This window comes from Candidatus Zixiibacteriota bacterium (assembly GCA_019038695.1).
Classification (GTDB): Bacteria; Zixibacteria; MSB-5A5; order GN15; family FEB-12; genus B120-G9.
Genome location: JAHOYZ010000004.1, coordinates 45,999 through 68,605 on the forward strand (window position 1 = coordinate 45,999; position 22,607 = coordinate 68,605).

The window sequence follows — 22,607 nt, forward strand, 5'->3', positions numbered from 1 at the left end:
CTCACACTATATAGTAGATTTCGGGGTTGGTTCCAAGGCCAGGCTTACGCCGGATGGTGTAATGCTCGGCCAGCAGAGCACGAACTTCGGACTCAGCATCCTCAAGATCACCAAAGACAAGAGCTTTCGCTTTGCACGCCTCCACACATGAGGGAAGCTTGCCAACCGCCAGACGTTCATCGCAGAAGGTACACTTCTCGACTACGCCACGCTCACGAGTTGGGAAATTGGGATCAATCTTATCAATATGTGGCCGTGGATCGCGCCAGTTAAAGCTTCGCGAGCCATACGGACAAGCGGCCATACAGTAGCGGCAACCGATACAACGATGCCAGTCCATCATTACAATACCATCCTGCTCCCGTTTCCAGGTCGCCTGAGTTGGACAGACTTTGACACATGGTGGACTGTCGCAGTGATTACACATCACCGGCACATGGCTATGCAGAATATGTTCCTCAAGATGTTTGTGACCCAGTTCATGGAACGCTCCGTGAAAGCCCTCTTTCCAGATCCACTTGATCTCATCCTTTGGGTTATCGAACTTCGGTACGTTGTGCGTCAAATGGCAAGCCGCGACACAATCGGTACAACCTTCTTCGTGCAGACACTTCTTGAGGTCTACAATCATAGCCCAGCGATTACCGACCAGAGGCTTGCCATCACTTGGTGGTGATGCAGGTGTAGTTGTATCAACCATGTTCGAATCGTGTTGACCAAACAGCCTGACCGGGGCAGCGCTTACTAAACCCAGGGCAGCCAGCCCGGAGGCTTTGATGAATTTCCGTCGATCAATACCCATCACTGCACCTCCTTTGGATCGACATGACAGCCCCAACAGTACGGCTCGATACCAAGATAGTCATGGCACCGATTACAAAAGGCTTCCTTGTTGGTGTGACAACCGAGACAGGTGCGAGTGAGACTCATCTCCACCTCGTGGCCATTTTGATCGACCGTCATACGCTCACCGTCGCGAACCACACAATCACGCCAATCGTTTAGCAGGTCCATGTGATTGGCCTTCATGTATTCTGTCTCCATCACGCATTCCTGCACCCCAACCGGAATCTCCAATTCAGGTACATAATCGGCTTGCCCTTCAGCAACGTTGTACCACACCGGAAAAGCAACTAGAGCCAGAAAAACAACCAGCCCGACAATTATCAGTCCTTTGTCATTCATCCTCAGTTACCTCCATTCCGGGCAGAGGTTCCTGTCGCAAATCAGTGGTGCGTTTCTTCTCATCTTTCATAACCAATGCATTGCCTACGAGTTCGTGAAGCGCGCAAACTTCAACGCCAGGCACCCAGTACTCCAACAACGGTGGCAACGTAGCCTTGTCGATAGCACAGATGCAAGCCAGCATGTTCACATCATGTTTCTCCTGAACATACTTGACAGCGTTAGCCCGTGGCAGGCCGCCACGCATACGCATCTCAAAATTCTCGTCGGTGCCAACTCCTGACCCACTACCACAGCAGAAAGTCTGCTCTCGGATAGTGTTGTCCGGCATCTCGAAGAAATTGTTGCAGACTGCATTCATAACATAACGGGGTTCATCGAGTAACCCCATAGCTCGCGCCGGATTGCACGAGTCATGGAATGTCGCCCGAACATTGTCATTACGGCTCTTGTCGAGTTTGATCTTCTTGTGCTTGATAAGATCAGCCGTAAACTCTGCGATATGAACCATCTTAGTCGAAGAGGCATTCTCGAAACGAGTCCCCGTGATCGGCGACACTGGCGCTTCGAGAAAATCGGCCGGACCGTTCATGGTGTCCATGTACTGGTGTAACACACGCCACATATGACCACACTCAGCGCCAATGATCCACTTAACACCAAGACGTTTGGCTTCCATGTAAATCTTTGAGTTGAGACGCTTCATCATGTCGGATGAGTGAAACAAACCAAAATTGCCTCCCTCGGAAGCAAAGGTGCTAAAGGTATAATCCAACCCTATCTCATGGAACAACGACATATAGCCAAGAAAACCGAAGTAGTGCGGATCGCCAAAGTAGTCAGCCGATGGCACCACAAACAGTATCTCCGCGCCCTTTTTATTCACAGGAGCGTCGACACGGACGCCAACGATCTCTTCGAGATCATCAACCGCAAAATCAACGCTGTCCTTGAATCCATGCGGCTGGATACCCAGGTGATTGCCGGTGCGAAAACAGTTGGCGGCCGGGGTAGAAATCCAGTCGATGTCCAGACCCAACAGATTCAACAATTCCCGGCCCATCATCGTGATCTCAGCCGTGTCGATTCCGTAAGGACAGAAAACACTACAACGGCGACACTCGGTACACTGGTAGAAGTAGGAGAACCACTCCTTAATAACATCCTTTGTGAGTTTTCTTCCTCCAGCCAGTTTGCCAAAGATCTTACCAACCGTTGTGAAATCGTTGCGATAAATCGAGCGCATCAATTCGGCGCGCAAAACCGGCATATTCTTGGGATCACCGGAACCGATATAGAAATGGCACTTGTCGGCGCAGGCTCCGCAACGCACACATATGTCCATAAACACCTTCAGGGAACGGTATTTGTCGAGGCGTTCCTTGAAACCGTTGCGAATGATTTCCTCCCAGTTGTCAGGTAACTGCCAGTCGTCATCAATAGGCTGCCATTTCTTCGAAAACGGCTGACCCAGATAAGCGGTACTGGCCGGAACAGCCCCATAGTTGTAGATCCCCCTGCGGAACTCTACTGTTGGGTCCATCCAATCCCTGGAGCCAGGATTGTAATCTACTTTTGCCAGTTCTTCTGGTGGGATAACTTTGTCAGCCATAGCTACTCCTTCTCCAGAGGAAGCCCGGCTTCCTTCATGACATCCCGGAATTCATCCTCGTACTCTTCATATGTGTGAAGCTTGACTTTCGGATTCCAGGGATTGATGTGTCGACGAACACGGTTGTTATTGGCAAGATTGCGTGTTGGACTAAGAAACACACCGCCCATGTGCATGAGCTTGGAGATCGGGAAATACGCCAACAGACAACTAACCAGGAATAGATGGATAAAGAACATGACACCAATTCCGTCCGGTATGACCGGGTTGAAACTCATCAGCCCCATGGCGAGTTCCTTAACGGCAACGATGTCAGTTTTGGTGAAATACCGTAACAGAACCCCGGTTGTGGTGATGCCAAGCAATAGGAATAATGCAAGATAGTCGGCCACCAACGAGATCGTGCGCATCTGCGGAATAAAAACCCGACGCAAGAAAAGGTACGTCAGAGCACCAACAACAAATATATCAGTTAGATACAGGATGGGTAGCCCAACTTGAAAGAAGCCGTCCAACTCCCCAACGATAGCAATCACAGCCGGTACCGGCTCGGTGAAATACCTAAAATGTCTGATCAGGATGACCAAAAACGACCAGTGGAAAGCCAACCCGGCCACCCATAGCCACAGGTTCGGGCCGTATCCAATCTTCGGTCCCTCGCGAAGCTCACTGCTCGTGTTGCGCATAAGGGATCGGAAACAGAGCACTTCAAGCGCCATTCGACCAACCGTCCCAAGAAAACTGTGGGGGTTGTCGAGCTTGGCTGATTTGATCCAGGGCAGACTTTTCTGCTGCCCGCAACTCGTCGGTATCCGGAAAGGAACCGGCGATGCGGCCCAGTGTAAGATGCGATAGACGATGCCAACTACGAAAAGACCCAGGCCGGCATACGGCAGAATTACACCAAAAAGAAAGCGTAGATCTGCCGTTCCGACACCAAGCCAGGCAACGACTACCAGGGCCAGTACGACGAAAAAGGCAATAACGGCATTCATCGGCACCTACCTCCCCGAAGACTGTTTATCCGAAGCGGGATCATTTGTATCATGTTCCTCCTGCTGATGGGGACTGCTTAATTTGCGCGAACCTGGCATGTACTGGAAACGGCGTTTGATTTCGTTGACTCGGATTTCACTCATCTGGTCCCTGCACTTCATATATTGGTCAAAGGCCAGAAGAACCAGACGGTCTATACGATCATCCAGTTCAGAAAGCTCCTCCGGTTTAGTCGTTTCCCAACCACATCCGGCAATCGTTTCGCGGATCGCTCGTTTGAGCGAAAAGACAAAACCGACCGCTTCGGAGGCAGTAAACTCCTGTACGGTTCTAATGCGTACGATATTGTTCAGTGATTTTTCAACCTGATCGGAGAAATTGTCGGTCAAGATACAATCAAGAAGAACTCCAGCCTCGGTAGAAACAGTATGTCCAACCGGATTGCTGAAGCGATTAGACTGTTCGACAAGAAAGCGTTTGCTCTGGACGGGGTAGGTCTCCACGATCAACCGCACCCAGTGCTCCAGAATTGATGTCTTCTCATTAGCCAGCAGTTCTGACAACATCTCGTTAGTTTCCCAAGCACGACTAGAACCGTGCGATTGCACAAGAACAATAGAACGAGGGTCCCCGGAGGTTAAACCTCCAGAGACCTCACGTCGTCAACAAACTTACACACATCCGGTCGGTTTGGCTAAACCGGCAACCTTACAGGCACCCTTGGCGGGACCCGACGGAAAGAGCTCATAAACCTTCTTCAACGGGAAGCCGGTTTCTTTACAGAGCTTGCGGATCATCGGTGCAATACCGAATTTCTGCCAGTAGTCTCTGAGGTAGTTGACCAGTTTCCAGTGTTCTTCCGTCAAATCGCCAACACCTTCAGTACTGGCTAAAGCGAGAGCAATACGCTCATTCCACTCTTCCGGATTCTCCATGAAGCCATCTTCATCAACTTCAATTTTGACTTCTTCCCATTCAAATGTAGCCATCGAAAAACCTCCTGACGACAAACAATTATTGTGAATCTATCTGTTGTTTCCTTTAGAATTCCTATCGTAAATCAATAAATCCGCACGGGCAGGCTTCTCCACACTTCTTGCAGCCCTTGCAGAATTCCATCTTCGCCGTATATGGATCTCCCTTCACCAGAGGCTTGACTATGGCATTATCCCCGCAATAGCTCCAGCATGTACCGCAGTCAAAACACCGGCCACAACTCAAGCACCGCTTGGATTCTGCTGTCGCCTCTTCTACGGTGAGAGTGGTGACAATCTCAGCATCCATTGTTTTGAGCCGTTCATCAGGAGCCATCTCACCGATCTTGACCCTGTCTTTCGCTTCATAGTAGGCCATCGCCATTCCCTCGGACGTGATCAACTTCTGACCGTCCGCGGGATCAACAGTAGCCTCACCGGTGATCATCTCATGGATAGATTCGGCAGCAAAACGACCGTGAGCTATCGCCGTAACAGCGATATCCAGATTGACATTATCTCCACCGGAATACACACCATCAATCTTGGTCTTGAACTTGTCATCGACCTTGATCCAGTCACGACCTTCAATGAAGTCCTCGAAACCGGTGAAGTCGGGGGCCTGAGAAATAGCCGCTATCAAGGTAGACATTTCCAAATCGAATGTGTCGCCCTCTATTGGCACCGGACGACGACGCCCTGAAGCATCCGGCTCACCCAGCTCCATGCGTTGACACTTCATGCCAACAGCCTTGTCGCCATCCTTATTAATCTCAATCGGGGCGGCCAGGTAGTGAATCTTTATGCCCTCTTCAATCGCCCCGTCAATTTCGGGATCAATGGCGGGCATTTCTTCACGGGTGCGACGATAGAGAATCGTTACTTCAGCGCCGAGACGACGCGAAACACGCGCAGCATCAACGGCTGTATCACCACCGCCGATTACGACGACGTGATCTCCGACATCAATGGTCTCGCCGTTATTGGCACGGTGCAGAAAGTCAGTCCCGGTGAATACATTCTTGGCGTCCTCACCCTCAACCCGAAGTAAATATCCTTTGTGAGCACCAAGGCCAACAAAGATAGCCTTATAATCTTTTTGCAGATCGGTGTACTTGACGTCGTTACCGATCATGGTGTTGAGCTTTAGCTCCACACCCATATCGCAGATGCGATCAATCTCTGCATCGAGGATGTCGATTGGCAAACGATAATCTGGAATACCGTAGCGAAGCATTCCACCAGCCTTGGGGAAAGCCTCAAAGACAGTCACCGGGTAGCCGCGTCGGGCGAGGTGATAAGCGGCCGTCATTCCGGCCGGACCGGAACCGATCACAGCAATTTTCTCCGAGCGAGTTTCCTCGGTGACCTTCTTAGGTACCAGCTTGTTCTTCAGTCCGTAATCACCCAGGAAGCGTTCAAAAGCATTTATCGAAACCGCACCTTCTAACTTGGTGCGGTTACAATCCGTCTCACACGGATGCGGGCAGACGCGTCCGCATACCGATGGGAACGGGTTCTTCTCCATCCACATGTGCCAGGATTCAGTTAGCGCCTGGTCACTTGATTTTTCATAATCTTCGCCCTTGGAAATGTTCATCAGAGCTCTTCTGATCGGATTATGATTCGGACAGTTGCTTGTGCACGGCGGCCGTTTCTCTACGAAATACGGTCGAAGATCACTCTCTAGCGTACTTCCACCACCGGTCCCAACGCTTCTGGTACGCAGTGTTTTCTTCTTCTTCAGTAGACCCATGCTGCAACTCTTTCTCTTAATGTTTCCATATTCGCCAGGGCTAAATCCACCCTTATAAAACTTTTGGTCCGACCTCGCTTAAGGAATCGAACTTCAAATCAATTTCAATTCTAAATACCGGCAGCTATTCTGACCTTTTTCGTTCGCCTATCATCCTCCGCAGGAGTTCGTTTTGTCTCCGAGTCATTCACCCGGTGACGTTCCGATGCGCGTGATACCATAGCCCGCGCCCAGTCCTTCACACCAAGAGCGTGAAGGTGCGTATAGAGCGCGAGTGTGTTCTTCACCATCAGGCCATCACGACTATTCCCAAGTCCGGAGCCTCTTGTCATCGCGGCACAACCCGCATCTGCCTTGAGTGCTGAATCGGGGCCAGTGTAGTGAAATTCATGTCCCTTGAGAACCGCACCAATGTTAAAAAAGGGATTAGCACGGTCAATCAGCAATTCAGTATAGCCATGTCCGAACGGCTTTTCGTGCATCTCTAAATCAATATCGAAAACACCAGCCATCGGATACGTCTGCTTCCGCCACATAAGCGACCGGCAGAGATATATCAGACCACCGCATTCCGCGTAGACAGGAAGCCCTCCCAACGCCGCTTTGCGAACCGATTGCATCAACGATCGATTGGCTGTCAGTCGTTCGGCATGCGTTTCGGGAAAACCACCACCAATATACAGTCCATCAATATCCGGTAGCTCATGATCAACCAGCGAAGAAATTGGAACCAACTCAGCACCACATGACTCGAGAGCTTCCAGGTTCTCAGGATAATAGAAAGTAAATACCGAATCCCTGAACACTCCGATCCGAACCTGTCTGGACGTCTTGACTTCCTTGACCTCTGATGGACTCTCCAACGGTGCAGCCGTCATGGCTATCTCAGTTAAGGCATCAACGTCCAGATAACGCTCGGCAATCTCAACCAGCCGATCGGTCAGACTCGAATCCGCATCATACTCAGCGGGTGTAACCAGCCCAAGATGACGACCCGGAATAAGGCGAGCCTTTTCTTCCATCTTGGGAATGCATCCCAGGACCGGGATTCCACAATACTGTTCTATTGAATCAGTGAGAACCCGCTGATGCCGCTTGCCGGCCACGCGGTTAAGAACAACCCCGGTGATGTTCACTCGGGAGTCAAAATCACGACAGCCATTTATCATGGCGGCTACGGTTCGAGTCACTTTGGTAGCATCGATGACTAAAACCACCGGAGCATCCAGCAACTTAGCCAACTCGGCTGTGCTGTGGGTGCCGGTAGTATCTTTGCCGTCGAAAAGACCTCGATTGCCTTCAACTACAGCGATCGCATTCGATTGAGTGTGACTCACAAACGAGTTGCGGACCTCTTCCTCGCTCACCATGTAGGTGTCGAGATTGCGACAGGCACACCCCGCCGCAAACGATAGCCAGGCGGCATCGATATAATCCGGCCCTTTCTTGAACACACTGATAGCCTGCCCCCGGCGGCCAAGGGCCGCCAGGAGACTAAGGCTAACAATTGTTTTGCCGGAATCGCCGGACAAACCGGCGATTATCAAACGCGGAACTTTCACACTCATGGAAGCCAGCCTTCAAAGAAGCGGATCAGTCGTTGGCTGCCCCTTCCCTATGTGGTAGTTCCAGGTAGCTTCCACCAAAATAGGTATAGACCACGCGACCTGAATTAACCAGCGATTTGATAGCTTCTTTGCAGAGCTTCTTGTCGCACTCATCTTCACCGAATAACTGAATCATCGCTTTTCTCAGATCCATCGGTTTCAGTTTCTTCAGACCTTGAGCGTCACTGACCATTTTGAACATGGCATCTGCAATTTCATCAACGGTCTTCATAATACTACCTCTTAGAAGGTTAGGTGGGTTGACCGCTTAAATGTCAGACCGGCATGTTTGAAGTCATCAATATGTGTCTTCTCAAACGGGATACCGGACATCTTGAAGAACTTCGGCCAGCCAATGCGTTCAATCCACTCACCCATACGTTCATACGGACGAGCGTTCGCTGCCCACAGCTCCACCAACTTCCGAATAGCGATTGTAACTTCCGGCCAGCGCGGTGGATTATTGGGAAGGAACGGAATAGCGAGCTTCGAGAACATCGGTTCGTGCCGAGCATTCGAAACCTTGCCACCGACCCAGATGGAAATACCATCAGTTTTTGGATCATTCAATGGCATCGACGGACACACTGTGAAGCAGTTCGCACAGAACATGCAGTTCTCTTCGATAACCTCGACCGACTGATGGCCGTCCACAGTAGCGGGACGGATTGCATTGGTCGGGCAGGAAGCTACTACACTGGGAATCTCACACTGCTTCTTAAGCATTGAGTGATTGGTGACAGGTGCATGAGTATGAATACCAAGAATGGCGATATCCGAACAGTGCACAGCACCGCACATATTAAGGCAACAGGCCAGAGCGATACGCAGCTTGGCCGGCAATTTCTCTTCCGTAAAATACTCGATCAGGTCGTCCATCACAGCCTTGACGATACCAGAGGCATCAGTTGCGGCGGAGTGACAATGAACCCAACCCTGGGTATGGACAATCGACGTAATCGACTTACCAATACCACCAACCGGATGACCCAACGCGGCCAGGTCGGCGATGATCGGATCGATATTCTTCTCATCTGTTATCAGGAACTCGACATTGTGACGACTGGTGAAGCGCAGATGGCCACCACAGTATTTGTCAGCAAGGTCACAGTATATCCGAATCTTATCGACCGAGATCAGACGACCCGAGGCTGCCCGGACCGTGTAAAGTTTTGCACCACTTTCGGAGACATGAACCATGACTCCGCCTTTGATGATCTCATGATATTTCCACTTGCCGTAGTTTTCTTTAATGATTGGCGGCAAGAATTGCTCGTAATGTGGCGGGCCATAGTCTGTCCGCCGTTCATGTGTCTCTGCCATGTTAGACCTCTATTTTGTAATAGTTTCTTTCATCAAACAACACTAGAAGAGTCAGCATCTTACTCGCCTTCGTCTTCGCCGTAGAACACATAAGGATTTTCACGCGGATGAGCAACCATCTCAGGAGTCGGTTCTAAACCGATTGCTTCGAGGAAATTACCCATGCCTACACGCTGAATGAACTCACCAACGCGTTCACGGTTCTTACCTTCATCTCCCCAAATATCCCAGATAGCCTCTACGAGTTCCTTAAGATCCTCGTAAGGTGCTTCCATCTTCATAAACGGAATCATCACGGACGATAGCAAAGCGCCCTCGACAATCGGAGCCTTCGAGCCTAGAAGAATCGTAGCACCACGGTCCTTACCAGGACGCAGAGCCTTCGGCATCACGTTAATACAATGCATGCAACGAACACAGAACTCATTGTCAATACTCAGTTTGTCACCATCAAGCCTCATGCACTTGCCGGGACAGTTGACAATCACATCGTTGACTACATCAAGCCCACCATCGATGTATTCCTTTACGGCCGCCTGATCCATCTGGATGTCATCGCGCCAGGTACCGATAATGGACAAGTCGGCACGAGCAATCGAAGCCACACAGTCATTCGGACAACCGGACATCTTGAACTTGAACTTATATGGGAATGGCGGACGGTGCATTTCGTCCTGATAAGTCATGGTGAGGTCATGCGTGAGAGCCATTGTGTCGTAGCAGGCCCACTCGCAGCGCGATTGACCAAGGCAACAACTGGGAGTACGAACATCTGATCCCGAACCACCAATATCGAAGTTGATCTTCTGAAGATCGTCAAATATCGGTTCCAGCTGGTCCGTCGTTGTACCCAGCAGGATTATGTCACCGGTTGAGCCGTGCATATTGGTCATACCAGAACCACGCTTCTCCCAGATGTCACAGATCTGACGGAGAGCTTCTGAGGTGTAATACCAACCAGCCGGTTGGTTAATACGCATGGTATGGAAGTGGGAAACGCCAGGCCATTCTTCGGGAAGGTCCGAATAACGACCAATAACGCCGCCGCCATAGCCCATCACACCGACGATACCGCCGTGTTTCCAGTGGCCGATTCCTTCGCGATATGATTGTTCCAACTGACCCAGAAGATCGCGAGACATGGGGCTACGCTTAGCCGCCGTCTTGATCTCCTTAACGAAGCTTGGCCAAGCCCCCGTCTCCAATTCATCAAGCATGGGGGTTTTCGGTAGTGTGTCAGCCATTGTAACTCCTCATCTTTGCTGGTATAGACAATCCCAGCCTTAACTCGTTTTATGTTATGTGCTTAATTATCTTAATGTAGTTTCCGAAACTCAGAACACGCCTCGACTCTATAAAGTTGATTGGCCTCAAGCTACAAAAACCATACCAAAACGGTTATCTTTCCTACTATTTCAAGGAAAACATTAACGATTTTGCCAGCCTTAGTCAAGGAATAATTGTGAAATATTTCATTAACTCTTGTTCTCTCAAGAATGCTACTCTTGATCAAGAAAACCCCAGATAGTGAACATATATAATTACATAACAACTACTTATAACCGTATGCCGCTATGTTCAAACCACTATCTTACATTTTCACTAAATGATATTTCAACCAAAGAACCGGTAATCTTGTGAAATCCCAAGATTACGGTGGTGGTAAAATCAAAAAAAACCCTCCGCTAATGCGGAGGGTTCTGTAGTAACATCGAATCTGACTGCTACAAGTCCTTATACGGGTTAGGTCCGACTGTTTCCATTACCTCCAGGAAGTCATCGAAAATACCCGGAATCTTGTCGAAATCCGAGATGGATAGCTCATGAACTTCAACCCTCTCTTCTTCAAGCACAAGTTGCTTGAGCTTATCACGTACATTCTCCATACGATAAGAGGCCAGTTCTGAGCCTTTTACAAAGTGACACTGATAATCGTCACCCTTCTTACAGCCAATAAGAATCACACCATCGAATCCGCTGGCCAGAGCATCACTGATCCAAACCGTGCTCATCGATCCCAAGCAACGGATTGGTATGATCCGTAACATGGCATTGTATTTCTGACGCTTCAGAGCCGACATATCAATCGCCGGCAGAGCATCGTTTTCGCAGATAAAAACAAGTATACGCGGTTTCTCGTCGAACTCATCGGGCATAGAAATCGACTTGATCATCTGCGAGACCATGTTGATGTTGAAATCCTTGAACGACACGATACGCTCAGGACAAGCACCGAGACAAACACCACAGCGACGACAACGGAATGGGTTTGGCTTGGGTGTCCCCTTATCATCCTCATCCAACGTTCCAAACGGGCATTCCTCAGTACAACGCTTACACTGAGTGCATCTCTGGAAAAAGAAATCAGGGAATCCGGCATCACCTGAGCGGGGATGTACTGCGACGCCTCTGGCGCAGGACTCAACGGCCTGGATAGCCTTCATGGTCGCGCCGTACGCATCATTAGTAGCGCTGGCAAAGTCCATCGGCACACGAACTGCACCCGCGGCGTAGATACCAGTGCGACGAGTTTCATACGGGAAACAGACAAAATGCGAATCAGGGAAACCATATTTGAGGGTTGGCAGATCGGTACCCTGGCGGTAGGTTAGATTTAGAATGCGAGCACCCTTTTCTGCACCGGCAGCTTCCTTCTTGCCATCACTCGTTTCGCCTTCAGGAGTAGCTTCCTCGACTGCGTTTTCTGTGCCATCCGCATCCTCAGCACCTTCGTCCTCGACCTTGGTGGTAGGAACCATACCGGTAGCGAGAACAACCATGTCGGCATTGATACTGATATCCTCACCGAGTAGAGTCTCGGACACTTCGACATTCAATTTACCGTCATCACCCTTGGAAACAGATTCCAATTCGCCTTTGGTGAAAAACACCGCATCATCATCCTGCACCGCAGCATAGAACATCTCGAACTGTTGCGGCGACCGAACATCTTTGTATACCACGAACACCTTGGCGTTGGGATACTGCTCACGTACATACTTGACCTGCTTCAGTGATACTCGACAGCAAACCGCCGAACAGTATGGCAAATGTTCCTGATCGCGCGAACCGGCACACTGCAAAAATACAACGCTCTCAACATCCTTGCCGGTAGACGGGCGCTTGATGCTGCCGTTGCTTACCATCTCTTCTAACTCGATATTGGTAACCACATCAGGAGAAACGCCATAACCCCAGTTGCTGAGTTTATCCGTCTCATACGGTTTCCAGCCACTGGACAGAATAATAGCACCCACCCGATGCGTTTCCTGGGAACCGTTGTTCATCGTTACGTCAAACTGGCCTGGCTGGCCCGCCGTCTTCTCAATAGTTGTTGAGGTGTGAATAGTAATATTCTCACTCGACGTAACAGCCTTAACCAATTCTTCGCACCCAATAGTAACCGGCTGATCATAGGGCGGCTGTTTGGGAAAACCCTTAGTGAACTTCCTGGCCCAACCACCAAGCTCGGCTTCTTTTTCCACGAGATGAACCTTGTAGCCTGCATCAGCAGCAGCATTGGCCGCTGTCATGCCGGTCATGCCACCACCAACGACCAGAATATCTTTGCTCGTTTCCTCAATATGAGGTTCAGGAACTTCAGTAGTCTCAACACGGGCGATCCCCATGGCGATATAGTCCTCCGCCATCGTTTGCGTGTCTTCATCATTTGGCTCGTGCGTATAAGTCACATACTCGCGAATAGGAACGCGGTCGGTGAGGATATCGCCACCAAACTGGAACATCTCTGGGAAAACACGGGCCGAGCACGCAGCTACAATAACTCGGTTGAGACCTTCGGCTTTGATATCGTCTTTGATACACTTTATGCCTTCCGGCGTGCAAAGGATATCATGAGTTTTACAGACCACGACTTTGGAAGCATTCTCTTCTACCAACTTGTCGCAATCGAGGGATTTGCCAATCTCGCAGCCCTTGCAAATATAGATGCCAATCTTCGTATCCATGACTTACTTCCTCCCCCCGGCTATGATGGCCTTAAGCGCAGCTCCGGTGGCATCCTGTATTGAGGCCGAAACCTCGAAAGGACGATGGACAGTCCCGGCCCCAATTACCCCCTGGTTGCTAGGAACAATGAAGCCAAACTCATCCTGGACTGTGTCCAGAGGCGGCTTGTCATCAGCAGTATTGGGCACCATACCCACTGCCAGGACAGCCATATCTACCTCTGTCTTTGTTATCTCACCGGTCAATGTATTCTCAGCTTCCAGAATGACATTCTTGTTGGCCGGGTTCTCAGTAATAGCACCAACCTTGCCGCGATGGAAATGCAGTTTCTCATCTTCCTGGCTCTTGACATAGAAATCCTCAAGACGGCCTGGAGAGCGAACATCAATATAGAACAAGTGTACGTCGGCTTCAGGATACTGCTCGCGGATATAGGTAGCCTGCTTCATCGAAGCCAGACAACACACCGCCGAACAATACGGCAGGTGGTTCTCATCACGTGAACCAGCACACTGAACGAATCCAATACTTTTAATCTCACCCTGATCTGAAGGGCGAACAACCTTACCGTCCGTCGGGCCAGTCTTGGAAGCCAACCGCTCCATCATCAAGTTGGTGACAATGTTGTCGTACTTACCATATCCCAGATTATCTATCTTGGATGCATCGTAAGGTTTCCATCCAGTCGCCCAGACAACAGCTCCGACCTTAATCGTTACCGTGCGAGGTTTCATTTCAAGCTCGATAGCGTCGTATTCGCAGGCCTCGGCACATTTCTTCATCCGTTCGTCACCGGCAAACTCCGGATCAACAACGTAGTGTGGCGGGTAAGACATCAGGTGCGGCAGATAGACCGCTTTTGTCTTCTTCATGCCATAATTGAAATCATCGACGCGCTCAATTTCGCACACTTCAGCGCACTTATCGCAACAGGTACAGCGATCATTCACAAAACGTGGATTGAGTGTCATCGTCACCGTGTAGTCGCCCGGCTTACCCGAAACATCAGTCACCTCGGCAAGCGTGAGCACCCGGATGTAAGGACTGACCCGTATTCTCTTAAGATTGATCTCAATGCCGCAAGTCGGCGGACATAGCTTAGGGAAATACTGGTTCATCGCGGCTACCCGTCCACCAAGTGATGGCAGTCGTTCTGCGAGGATCACATGTTTCTGAACCTCGGCCGTTTCGATAGCCGTCGTCATGCCGGCAATTCCACCGCCAACGACTAAGGTATCAGCCTTGATCTCATCCTGGACCGGTTCGTATTCGGCCATACTACTCTCCTTATAGACCTGACCCCAAAGGTGCAGGCATTCTCAATTATGCTTCAAACTATGTCGGCTTGTGAAATAATTAACAAGCAATAATACACAAACCTCTTCGTAGTCGGACCACAATCGAAGGTTGCCCGACAAATTTGCCTTTGAAATAACTTGCTGCGAGTCAACTTGTCAAGCTATTAAGTCTGCTGGACTCGCTCAACCGGTCACGCTTTCCAGCCTACGATACTCCCGGTCCAAACATGTTTGAATCGACCACCCTCCGTGTCCATAATTAGTGCGTAATTCATCTTTGTTTCGTATACTCTAATTGATGAGTGAGGACAAGATCGTCATAGCCGTTAGTGCCTGTCTCCTGGGACACAAAGTTCGCTACGACGGTGAACACAGGCGGCATGAATGGATAGCAAATAGGCTCGCACAGCGAGTCAAACTGCTGCCGATTTGCCCCGAACTTGATGCCGGGCTGAGTGTTCCCCGTGAACCGATTGATCTCATCGGAGAAATTGGAAATCCACGAGCCATCGGCCGTGAATCCGAAACCGACCTGACCGACAAACTCAGGCAGTCAGCATCAATCAGGCTTCAAAAAAAAGACATAAAGCACTTCAGTGCCTTCATCTTCAAAGACAAATCCCCAAGCTGCGCTATTCGCGGTGAGAAGATCATCCTCAAATCGGGTCGCATTGTTCGCAAAGGAACCGGTATTTTTGCCGCCGAGCTGATGCGTCGGTATCCCCAGCTTCCAGTCATTCACGCCATAGACCTCGATGATGATCACAAGCGTGAGAGTTTCATGACGCACGTCCTAGCATATCACCGTCAACAGGCAGACTCTCGGAACCGCTGAAGGGCTCCGCGCTACGACGCCTACACGAACCAGGCGGTAACCACTCCCACCAGCGGATGCACTCGACGGACCACGACCTCAGCTCCAAGATTCTGAAATAGATCCGTCAGGAAATCCGCTTTGCAGGGAAAGTCTGTCTCGCCCCCATCGTAGTCTACTTCCTCGAAAGCGGCCGTATGCAATGCAGGATCTTCGAAGAACATCAGATCACCGACAACCATCCGTCCGGGGCGAGTTAACAGAGATGCCAGACCTTTGATGCTTCTTGCTTTGAGGTCGTCCGGGAGATGATGCAGGGCATATACCGCCGCCATCCGATTGATCCGATGGCTACTCAGATCTATGTGTGCCTGTGGTTCCTCAAACGAACCGAGAGCAAAGATCACATTAGCCAGTCCTAACTTGTCCGCCCTCACTCGCGCATGATCCAAACTACTGGAGCTTATGTCGAGACCGATTACCCGCCGACAGCGCGCCGCAGCCGCCAAAGCCCATTCACCACATCCGGTCCCAACGTCAAGGAGGATATCCTCCTTACCAAGCGACAACTCACTCAGCACCAGTTTACCTACACGGTAGAGAACGCTGTCCTCTGATGCCTGTCCTGGTTCGCCGGTTCGATCCCGGTCGGTGCTCTGGCCATCGAACATCTCGCCTATCTTCTGTCGATCATACTTAGACATTTATTCCGACCTTTCCGGTCCAGACCTCGATTCATTCAAATCCATATCCTCGCCAATATGTATTTAAGGGAAGCAACCGGTCAACAAAGACCTTGTCATACAATGTTGACTCCCGTACTTTCCAAACAATACTGTCGAAACCGAAGACGGTTTCGACCTACTCAAAACAGGAAGAGACAAGAGAACAACATGTCCCCAGACGAACCGATCAAACCGACCAATTTCATCCGCGACATAATCGATCAGGACCTGGCCAACAACAAGAACGACAGCCGCGTTCATACTCGTTTTCCCCCGGAACCAAACGGCTACCTTCACATCGGTCACGGCAAATCGATCTGCCTGAACTTCGGTGTCGCCACCGACTATGGTGGTCTATGTAACCTCCGTTTCGACGATACAAATCCGACTCGTGAGGAAACTGAATACGTCGATGCTATCATGGAAGATATTCGTTGGTTGGGATTTGACTGGGACGATCGCCTTTTCTATGCCTCAGATTACTTTGATCAGCTCTATGAGTTCGCCTTGAAGCTAATTAAGTCTGGCAAAGCGTATGTCGACGACCTATCGGCTGACGAGATCAGGAAATATCGCGGCACTCTGACCGAACCGGGCAAGGATAGCCCTTATCGTAATCGCCCCGTCGAAGAGAACATCGACCTGTTCGAACGAATGCGGGCCGGAGAATTCGAAGATGGCACCCGTGTGCTACGGGCGAAAATCGATATGTCTGCGGGGAATCTGAATATGCGCGACCCGGTCATCTACCGTGTCCTCCATGCTCATCATCATCGCACTGGCGACAAATGGTGCATCTATCCCATGTATGACTGGGCGCATGGGCAATCGGATTCCATCGAAGGCATCACGCATTCATTGTGTGATCTTGATTTCGAGGATCACCGTCCGCTATATGATTGGTGCGTTGAACAACTCGGTATACATCATCCGCAACAAATTGAGTTCGCACGGCTGAACCTCAGCTATACAGTGTTGAGCAAACGTAAGCTCCGCGAACTGGTCGAGGGTGCTCATGTTACCGGGTGGGATGATCCCCGGATGCCTACTCTGTCCGGTTTACGACGACGTGGCTACACTCCCGAGGCAATCCGCAACTTCATGGACAGGATAGGTATTGCCAAACGCGACAGCATAGTGGCAGTAGCCGATTTGGAATTTGCCATCCGCGAAGACCTCAACAAACATTCACTTCGAGTGATGGGCGTCCTCAATCCCCTCAAGGTCGTCATTGACAACTACCCCGAAGATCAGACCGAGCAGTTAGATGCCATCAATAACCCTGAAGACGCATCTGCCGGAACACGCAAGATTCCGTTCTCGCGCGAATTGTATATTGAACGTGAAGACTTCCGCGAGGACCCGCCAAAGAAATATTTCCGTCTGTCTCCCGGACGTGAAGTTCGACTGCGCTACGGGTTTTTCATTACCTGTACAGATTTCGTCAAGGACGATCAAACTGGCGAGATTGCCGAAGTCCACTGCACTTACGATCCGGCAACTCGCGGTGGTGATTCCCCCGACGGCCGCAAAGTAAAAGGTACTATTCACTGGGTGTCAGCTTCCCATGCCATTGAAGCTAAGACCCGTTTGTATGATCGGCTATTCACGAAAGAGAACCCGATGGCTGTCAGCGAGGGCGAAGACTTCAAAGATAATCTTAATCCTGACTCGTTGGAAATAATCACAGCGCTAGTGGAACCAGGCCTCGTCGATGCTAAACCGGGGAGCCGCTACCAGTTCGAGCGACGTGGATATTTCTGTGTGGATACTGTGGACTCAACTCCGGGAAAGCCTGTCTTCAATCGTACTGTCACATTGCGCGACACCTGGGCACGGATTGAGAAGGCGCAGAAGAAGTAACTCGCCAGAGGTTAAACGTCACGAGGGATTCGATTATCTGCTGAGAAAACGACTATGGCGGTCAGTATGAGCGGCCATCAATTCCTGGGCTTGATGCCCTTGGTATAGTATTGGGGATATGCCCCGCAATAGAAGTAACACTCATCGTTGATCTGTTCTCTCATTTGTGCGATGAGTTTGTCGCCATACGTGCAGTAACGCGCCCATTCCTCAGGCGTTCCTCCCCCGGCCATGAAATCCCTGCGCCATCGCTCTCTCAGTGTTTCGCTTCGTTCATCGTCGAGCACCTGCTTCTGAATCATCTCCAACTGAACCTTCTCCTGCTTGTCGGTGTAGGGAGGATAGAGATGAGGAACGTATTCAGTAGTGGTTACATCTACAGTGGTCAAACCCAATTGCCGCATCATGAGATACACTCTGGGACCTATGCTGTCATCGCCTAAACCGAGTTTGATACGACCCTTGTTGCACAATACCGCAACCTTGGTCCTCAATAGCAAATCCTCGATACTGTCATCCGGAAGTGACCAATGCCGCTTCTTGAGTTGAGGGGTCAGGTTATCCGGTTCCTGGCAGATCACTACGCCACCTGGTTTGACGACGCGAATCATCTCCCGTAGAGCTTGCTCCGGATCCTTCAGATGCATCAGGAGCGTCTGACACATCACAGCATCGATGGTGTTATCAGCAAATGGCAGACTATATACATCACCGGCAGTGAAGCTAGCTTCCCCTCCATCAGCCCACTCGCTCGATCCCTTGCGCGCTTGCTCCAGAAGATCGGGCGACACATCTACTCCAATATAGTGTCCCCCTTCACCGAAAAATCCCCAGTAATTGCGACCCAGGAATCCAAGCCCACAACCGACATCCAGCACCGTCATACCGGGGCGCAATCCATAGAAACCGGCAATGCGATCTCGACCGTGCTTGTGTATGGCTGATTTCCGCTGGTATACAAGCATCTCTCTGAAACACTTGTCCGACCAGTCGATCTTCTTGTCCTGTGAATTCACAGTTTAACCTCCAGCCAATATCGGGGTTAAATGATATTCCTACGATTCAATTCTAACTCAATACGACTTGGCAAACACGGCGTCAGTCTTGGCGGCACCACCACAGATAATACACTTACCCTCACTACCGGACTGTTCAAGCGGCAGACAACGGATAGTGACTTTCATCTCAGCCGCCTTGCTTTCGCATTCTGCGCTTCCGCACCACTTACACCAGGCAAAGCCGCCATGGATTTCTGGCTTCACGTCATTCTTAGGTGTGAAGTAGTCGGTGAACGCTGCGAAGTCGACAAGGTCACGGTTGATGTTGTCGTCAAGAACTGCCTTGGCGCGATTGAAGAGGTTCTGCTGTATCTCCCCCAGGGTCCGACCAACTACTTCGGCCAACTCTGACTTGTTAACGCCAACGGCCTCTTTGACTCCCTTGTCGCGTCGGCCCATAAAAGCCGAATTGGACTCCATATCACGCGGTCCTACTTCCAGTCGAATAGGAACACCACGTTTGATCCATTGCCATTTTTTGTCTACTGGCCGGATGTCGCGCTCATCGAGTTTAACTCTGACCGGTTGACCGTCAAAACTCAACTGTCCGAGATTTTCCGCGATCTCACGACAGTAAGCCAATATCTGCTCAGCCAGTTCCGGCTTGTTGAGCACGGGAATAATCGCGACATGACTGGGGGCTATCTTCGGGGGCAGACACAGCCCATCGTCGTCGGAATGCACCATTATGACCGCTCCGATCATACGGCTGGAGACACCCCAGGAAGTAGTATAGGCATGTTCAAGGTCACCATCTACATTGGCAAACTCAATACTGAATGCGGTTGAGAAATTCTGCCCCAGATAATGAGATGTACCCGCTTGCAACGCCTTATGATCCTGCATCATTGCTTCTATACAGTATGTACTTGTAGCCCCGGGGAATCGTTCGGCCTCGGTCTTCTCTCCGACGATGACTGGTATGGCAAGAGTCTCTTCGGCAAAACTACGGTACACTTCGAGCATTCGTTCTGTTTCTTCGATAGCTTCTATTTCATTGGCATGAGCGGTGTGCCCTTCCTGCCACAGAAACTCGGTCGTACGCAGGAAAATCCGGGGGCGCATCTCCCACCTGACAACATTGGCCCACTGATTTATCAGCAACGGCAAATCCCGATAGGACTGAATCCACTTGGCAAATGACCGTCCGATAATCGTCTCAGATGTCGGACGAACCACCAACGGTTCTTCCAGCTTGCCAGTAGGAACAAGCGCTCCGTCCTTCTCCACCAGTCTGTGATGCGTGACAATCGCGCATTCCTTGGCAAAACCCTCAACGTGACCTGCTTCTTTCTCAAGAAAACTAAGCGGGATAAACAGCGGGAAATAAGCGTTTTCATGACCAGTCTCGCGTATACGTCGATCCAGATCGTTCTTGAGTTGTTCCCAAATGCCGAAGCCCCACGGCCTGATAACCATGCACCCTCGAACAGATGACATTTCAGCCATCTCGGCGGCCTTGATTACTTGCTGGTACCACTCCGGATAGTTTTCGTTTCTAGTCGGGGATATCGCGTTCTGCTGCTTCTTACTCACGTAATCTTCTTTCGTTGCTGGTTCAAGCCGTCATGCCGGAAACCTGCTCATTACCAATATGCGTAACCTGCTAGTATTCCAGACTGGTACATGCTAATACCTATCAGTAGGACTATACATTCTTTCGCATCTATTCACAATTAAGAATATTTCACTTTGTGAAGTCAATAAACCTTCTACATCCTCAAACGATTCAGAAAGGCAACATTAAATCTGAGCCACTGTTACTTTGAGACCAGAATGGCAAGCCCGCCGCCTCCTTTCTATCAGTTTAGTCTTATTCACTTTAAGTGTCGTATTCTTTGATAAACACCCAGCCTTAACAATTCCTGGCTTATCTCGGTATTCGACCTTGCCAAACAGTACCTTAGGTAGTATCCTTGGCCTCAATTATCAACAGAGTCAGACCGGTACTCTGCGATTATCGATTTGTGTGTCTGCGATTACATTCTTAGGTCCAAATTGACCAGACTGTATTGTAAAGATTATTGGCAAGGAGATATTAGTTCTAGGCAAATGAAGTTAATTTTTAAAGATTCATCGGCGCGGAGTTCCGGGGTTTACCGCGCAATCCGAATGGTGATAATCTGCTCTGCAGTTCTCGCTGTTTCTGGAGCCATCATGGCCTCTCCCGGACCCCACTGCGTGACCTTACAATGGACAGCCCCGGGTGATGATGGGACAGTTGGTCAGGCTGACTTGTATGATATCCGATATAGCACACAGCCGATAAACCAGGCCAACTTTGACAATGCCACCCAGGTGGATGATCCTGACCATCCCCTACCATCGGGAACAACTCAGTTTTTAACTGTTTCCGGTCTTGAATCTATGACCAAATATTACTTCGCAATCAAAACGGCGGACGAAAATCTCAACTGGTCGCCAATATCAAATGTAATTTCCCGGACCACCTCGGAGGACGTTTGTAGCGGGATGGCTGGGAATATTGATTGTGACCCTGAGGACGAAATTACACTGGGTGATTTGGTAGCGCTGGTAGCCTACTTGTTCAGGAACAACACGACTGATTGCATTTGTGTTTCCGAGGCCAATGTGGATGGCAGCCTCGACGATCAAGTCAACATTGCAGATCTTTCGCTCATGGTACTGTATTTGTTTGGTGGTGGAGACTATCTTACCTGGTGTCCATGAACACTGGCGGTGTTAAGTCAGGCACTTCACAAGTATAACTTCCCAACCGATCTGACCCGTCAGTAGGCTACCTTACATTACAGCAATTGCAAGTGAGCTTCGCTAGTCTGGATACAACTTGTCCGTATTAGACTAAAACGACACAGTTTGTCATTTACTGAATAATTGACATAATACTGGCCGTTTCGGATGTACAAAGTTACCATCTCTGGTTCTTTTCAATGGTCATTTGTCACAAAACGTCTCAAACAACCAATTCAGGTTATGACAACTCTTGTAATTGAAAGAAGTTAGACAAAGAGAAGTTGGCCATAGTGGACTATTTAAAACTGCGGCACGTTCGCACTTAGATACCAATGTGGTTACGGTCTCTTGAATTCACACAAGGTTGACTATACGAATATCGCAACTGGGTAGTCGAGAATTCAGTAGCGTGATTTACAAGCTAACGTTTAGAAATCGTGCTACGGACACACTATCGGTGGTGGACCACCGGTGAACAAGTACGAAACCAAATAGGTCAGGTCAGCGATATTGATCTCGCCATTGCCGTCTATGTCACTTTCCTCTACGCATGGCGGCTCTGGACCGCCAGTGAATAAATAAGAGACCAGATAGGTCAAGTCTGCGATGTTGATTTCATCGGGTAATTCGTAGTCGACATTGCCGCGCAAACCGTCACCGTTGCAGCAGCCGGAGTCAACTGTGAATCTGTAGACTATGGATGGTGAGTTAT

Annotated in this window: 20 protein-coding genes and 1 tRNA gene; 4 read left to right on the top strand and 17 right to left on the bottom strand. The window is 49.9% G+C overall.

Annotation, left to right across the window (positions count from 1 at the left end; all coding sequences use genetic code 11):
- Position 1: 1 nt before the first annotated feature.
- The 13 genes from KOO62_01270 to KOO62_01330 form a co-directional block, all read right to left on the bottom strand.
- Entirely contained in the window at positions 2-802 is an 801-nt protein-coding gene (locus tag KOO62_01270) for a 4Fe-4S dicluster domain-containing protein (GenBank protein ID MBU8932614.1), read from the bottom strand.
- Positions 802-1,185 carry a sulfate reduction electron transfer complex DsrMKJOP subunit DsrJ gene (gene dsrJ / locus KOO62_01275; GenBank protein ID MBU8932615.1) on the bottom strand — a complete coding sequence of 128 codons (384 nt, stop codon included), beginning with the start codon at positions 1,183-1,185 and terminating at the stop codon, positions 802-804. The genes KOO62_01270 and dsrJ overlap by 1 nt, the downstream gene beginning before the upstream one ends.
- Positions 1,178-2,797: a (Fe-S)-binding protein gene (locus tag KOO62_01280; protein MBU8932616.1), complete on the bottom strand. Its 1,620-nt coding sequence runs from the start codon at positions 2,795-2,797 to the stop codon at positions 1,178-1,180. Before KOO62_01280 ends, dsrJ begins: the two co-directional genes overlap by 8 nt.
- Positions 2,798-2,799: 2 nt before the next feature.
- A complete protein-coding gene (dsrM, locus tag KOO62_01285) occupies positions 2,800-3,792 on the bottom strand; it encodes a sulfate reduction electron transfer complex DsrMKJOP subunit DsrM (GenBank protein MBU8932617.1) in 993 nt (330 codons plus the stop codon).
- A 6-nt stretch (positions 3,793-3,798) separates the two neighbouring features.
- Complete coding sequence (locus KOO62_01290) at positions 3,799-4,359, bottom strand: RsbRD N-terminal domain-containing protein (protein ID MBU8932618.1); 561 nt, start codon at positions 4,357-4,359, stop codon at positions 3,799-3,801.
- A gap of 105 nt (positions 4,360-4,464) precedes the next feature.
- The gene (locus KOO62_01295; GenBank protein MBU8932619.1) at positions 4,465-4,782 is read right to left on the bottom strand and encodes a TusE/DsrC/DsvC family sulfur relay protein; all 318 of its coding nucleotides are present in this window, start codon (positions 4,780-4,782) and stop codon (positions 4,465-4,467) included.
- 61 nt (positions 4,783-4,843) lie between these two features.
- Positions 4,844-6,523 (bottom strand): FAD-dependent oxidoreductase, encoded by a 1,680-nt coding sequence (locus KOO62_01300; GenBank protein MBU8932620.1) that lies wholly within the window; start codon positions 6,521-6,523, stop codon positions 4,844-4,846.
- A 110-nt stretch (positions 6,524-6,633) separates the two neighbouring features.
- Positions 6,634-8,091, bottom strand: a complete 1,458-nt coding sequence (gene cobB, locus KOO62_01305) for a hydrogenobyrinic acid a,c-diamide synthase (glutamine-hydrolyzing) (GenBank protein MBU8932621.1) — start codon at positions 8,089-8,091, stop codon at positions 6,634-6,636.
- A gap of 25 nt (positions 8,092-8,116) precedes the next feature.
- Positions 8,117-8,362, bottom strand: a complete 246-nt coding sequence (locus tag KOO62_01310; protein MBU8932622.1) for a hypothetical protein — start codon at positions 8,360-8,362, stop codon at positions 8,117-8,119.
- Between the two features lie 11 nt (positions 8,363-8,373).
- Entirely contained in the window at positions 8,374-9,453 is a 1,080-nt protein-coding gene (dsrB, locus tag KOO62_01315; protein ID MBU8932623.1) for a dissimilatory-type sulfite reductase subunit beta, read from the bottom strand.
- A 59-nt stretch (positions 9,454-9,512) separates the two neighbouring features.
- Positions 9,513-10,697, bottom strand: a complete 1,185-nt coding sequence (dsrA, locus tag KOO62_01320) for a dissimilatory-type sulfite reductase subunit alpha (GenBank protein ID MBU8932624.1) — start codon at positions 10,695-10,697, stop codon at positions 9,513-9,515.
- Between the two features lie 480 nt (positions 10,698-11,177).
- Entirely contained in the window at positions 11,178-13,421 is a 2,244-nt protein-coding gene (locus KOO62_01325) for a hydrogenase iron-sulfur subunit (protein ID MBU8932625.1), read from the bottom strand.
- A 3-nt stretch (positions 13,422-13,424) separates the two neighbouring features.
- Complete coding sequence (locus tag KOO62_01330; protein ID MBU8932626.1) at positions 13,425-14,699, bottom strand: CoB--CoM heterodisulfide reductase iron-sulfur subunit A family protein; 1,275 nt, start codon at positions 14,697-14,699, stop codon at positions 13,425-13,427.
- A gap of 319 nt (positions 14,700-15,018) precedes the next feature.
- On the opposite strand from KOO62_01330, the gene KOO62_01335 reads away from it, so the two are divergent.
- A complete protein-coding gene (locus tag KOO62_01335; GenBank protein ID MBU8932627.1) occupies positions 15,019-15,555 on the top strand; it encodes a DUF523 domain-containing protein in 537 nt (178 codons plus the stop codon).
- Between the two features lie 20 nt (positions 15,556-15,575).
- Here the strand turns inward: KOO62_01335 and KOO62_01340 are convergent, their stop codons facing one another.
- Positions 15,576-16,115 carry a class I SAM-dependent methyltransferase gene (locus KOO62_01340; protein ID MBU8932628.1) on the bottom strand — a complete coding sequence of 180 codons (540 nt, stop codon included), beginning with the start codon at positions 16,113-16,115 and terminating at the stop codon, positions 15,576-15,578.
- Here KOO62_01340 and KOO62_01345 point away from each other — a divergent pair.
- Both KOO62_01345 and KOO62_01350 read left to right on the top strand, forming a co-directional pair.
- Positions 16,112-16,190 (top strand) — tRNA-Gln (locus KOO62_01345). The two genes, KOO62_01340 and KOO62_01345, sit on opposite strands and share 4 nt — an antisense overlap.
- 237 nt (positions 16,191-16,427) lie before the next feature.
- Positions 16,428-18,122, top strand: a complete 1,695-nt coding sequence (locus KOO62_01350) for a glutamine--tRNA ligase/YqeY domain fusion protein (protein ID MBU8932629.1) — start codon at positions 16,428-16,430, stop codon at positions 18,120-18,122.
- Between the two features lie 77 nt (positions 18,123-18,199).
- Here the strand turns inward: KOO62_01350 and KOO62_01355 are convergent, their stop codons facing one another.
- On the bottom strand, positions 18,200-19,138 hold the full coding sequence (locus KOO62_01355) for a methyltransferase domain-containing protein (protein ID MBU8932630.1): 939 nt from the start codon (positions 19,136-19,138) through the stop codon (positions 18,200-18,202).
- 57 nt (positions 19,139-19,195) lie between these two features.
- Positions 19,196-20,716, bottom strand: coding sequence for a proline--tRNA ligase (proS, locus tag KOO62_01360; protein MBU8932631.1), 1,521 nt, complete (start codon positions 20,714-20,716; stop codon positions 19,196-19,198).
- Between the two features lie 516 nt (positions 20,717-21,232).
- Here proS and KOO62_01365 point away from each other — a divergent pair.
- Positions 21,233-21,871: a hypothetical protein gene (locus KOO62_01365; GenBank protein MBU8932632.1), complete on the top strand. Its 639-nt coding sequence runs from the start codon at positions 21,233-21,235 to the stop codon at positions 21,869-21,871.
- A gap of 464 nt (positions 21,872-22,335) precedes the next feature.
- On the opposite strand, the gene KOO62_01370 is transcribed toward KOO62_01365, so the two are convergent.
- Positions 22,336-22,607: hypothetical protein (locus KOO62_01370; GenBank protein ID MBU8932633.1), on the bottom strand; the 272-nt coding region annotated here is incomplete at its 5' end.